The following is a 2,065-nucleotide window of genomic DNA, read 5'->3' as shown; positions in this document are numbered from 1 at the left end:
AGTTTTTTCACCGGAGTATCTTTAACATAATCGATAAATGGCGCTGGATTCCCACCAGTTACAGAAACAACGGCAATCTCCTCTTTTAGTGCTGCTTCAAGCATATGTTCATATGGTCTTCCGTGCTGACCAATTGCAAAATTAACGCCAAACGGTTTGTCCGTCAATGATTTTGTTTTTCGTATTTCCTCTACCAATTGATCAGGGTTATCCAACGACATCGCTGTTACCTGCCCTAGGCCTCCTGCATTTGAAACAGCCGCAGCTAGTTCTGCATAAGCTAAATGCGCCAATCCTCCTTGCACAATCGGGTATTGAATCCCTAACAAATCAGTCACACGAGTTTTCCAATTCAAAATCTTCATCCCCCTTTTACTTCTGAGTGAGTTTTATTAATGAACACTCTCTATTACACCTTTATTATGGCAAATATTGTTTTTCCATTCAATTTTAAAACTCTTAGTTCAAATTGTTTTTGATTTAAAAGAAAAACTCTTGAACTGGTAAATATTCCTTCCTGCTATTACGAGGTATGTACAATAGAACTCAAGCTGTTATTTTTTACATTAAACTCACGCTAGGCATTTATATGTAAGACGTGCTATAATTCATTTGTTTTATGTCTATCCACAAGAGCTTACTAACCGTTTTTAGAGGTTACTCCAAATAGGAGAAACATACGACTGTAAATAGAAAGGGAGTATATTTCCCTAGATATTTCGTACCTATTATATTGAAAAGGGGCCACAAAGAATTGTCACAGAATGAAACACCATTATATACTGCCTTATTACAGCATGCCAAAAAAAATCCCGTTCAATTTCATATTCCAGGTCATAAAAAAGGAAAAGGAATGGACGCTGATTTTCGTGATTTCATTGGAGAAAATGCACTATCTATAGATTTAATCAATATCGCACCACTCGATGATCTCCATCAGCCAAAGGGAATCATTAAAAGAGCCCAGGACCTTGCTGCAGAAGCATTTGGGGCCGACCATACATTCTTTTCCGTTCAGGGAACAAGCGGTGCAATCATGACGATGGTCATGACAGTCTGCGGTCCTGGGGATAAAATCATCGTCCCGAGGAACGTACATAAATCTGTTATGTCTGCTATTGTATTTTCAGGAGCGGTTCCTATTTTCATCAATCCTGAAATTGACAAAGACTTGGGAATCTCACATGGAATTACCATAGATGCTGTTGAAAAAACATTAAAGGAACACAGCGATGCAAAAGGGTTACTCGTAATCAATCCGACCTATTTCGGCATTTCTGCTGATTTGCAGAAAATTGTAGAAGTTGCTCATTCCTACCAAATACCTGTACTGGTTGATGAAGCCCATGGTGTTCATATTCACTTCCACGAAGACTTGCCTATGTCCGCTATGCAAGCTGGAGCTGATATGGCCGCTACGAGTGTTCATAAACTGGGTGGATCACTAACAGGAAGTTCCATTTTAAATGTTAAGAATGGATTAATTTCTGCCAATCGGGTCCAGGCAATTTTGAGTATGCTCACTACTACCTCAACTTCCTATATTCTTCTTGCTTCTCTCGATACCGCAAGACGACAACTTGCGACCGTTGGCAGAGAAATGATAGATGGTGCTATCAAGCTTGCAGAGTATACCCGGACAGCTATTAATGAGATTCCTTATTTATACTGTGTTGGAAGCGAAATTTTAGGTAGTAAGGCCACCTATAGTTATGATCCGACAAAACTAATCATCTCCATTAAAGAATTGAATATTACTGGATACGACGTTGAGAAATGGCTTCGAGAAAAACATAATATTGAAGTAGAACTTTCTGATTTGTATAACATCCTTTGCCTAATCACACCAGGGGACTCTAAAACAGAAGCAGATTTGTTAATCGCTGCCCTTAAAGACTTATCGGATGAGTTTAAAGAAATGGCTGCTGATCATGAAAAAATCGAAGTCCTGCTTCCCGATACACCACCTCTTGCTTTATCACCGAGAGATGCATTTTACGCAGAAACTGAAGTGGTTCCTATCGAGGAATCTGTTGGAAAAATCAGTGCTGAATTCATCATGGTC

2 protein-coding genes are annotated in these 2,065 nt (G+C 39.2%); one reads left to right on the top strand and one right to left on the bottom strand.

Annotated elements, in window-relative coordinates:
* Window positions 1–356 (bottom strand): NAD(P)H-dependent flavin oxidoreductase (locus AC1DUW_RS26850; protein WP_477643934.1); only part of this gene is annotated, 356 nt, incomplete at its 3' end.
* Window positions 357–754: 398 nt separating this feature from the next.
* Here AC1DUW_RS26850 and AC1DUW_RS26845 point away from each other — a divergent pair.
* Window positions 755–2,065, top strand: a 1,311-nt coding sequence (locus AC1DUW_RS26845) for an aminotransferase class I/II-fold pyridoxal phosphate-dependent enzyme (protein ID WP_477643933.1), incomplete at its 3' end; no start/stop codon positions are given.

The organism is Peribacillus sp. P4_C12, from assembly GCF_056402095.1.
This window is presented reverse-complemented; position numbering and strand designations above follow the sequence as displayed.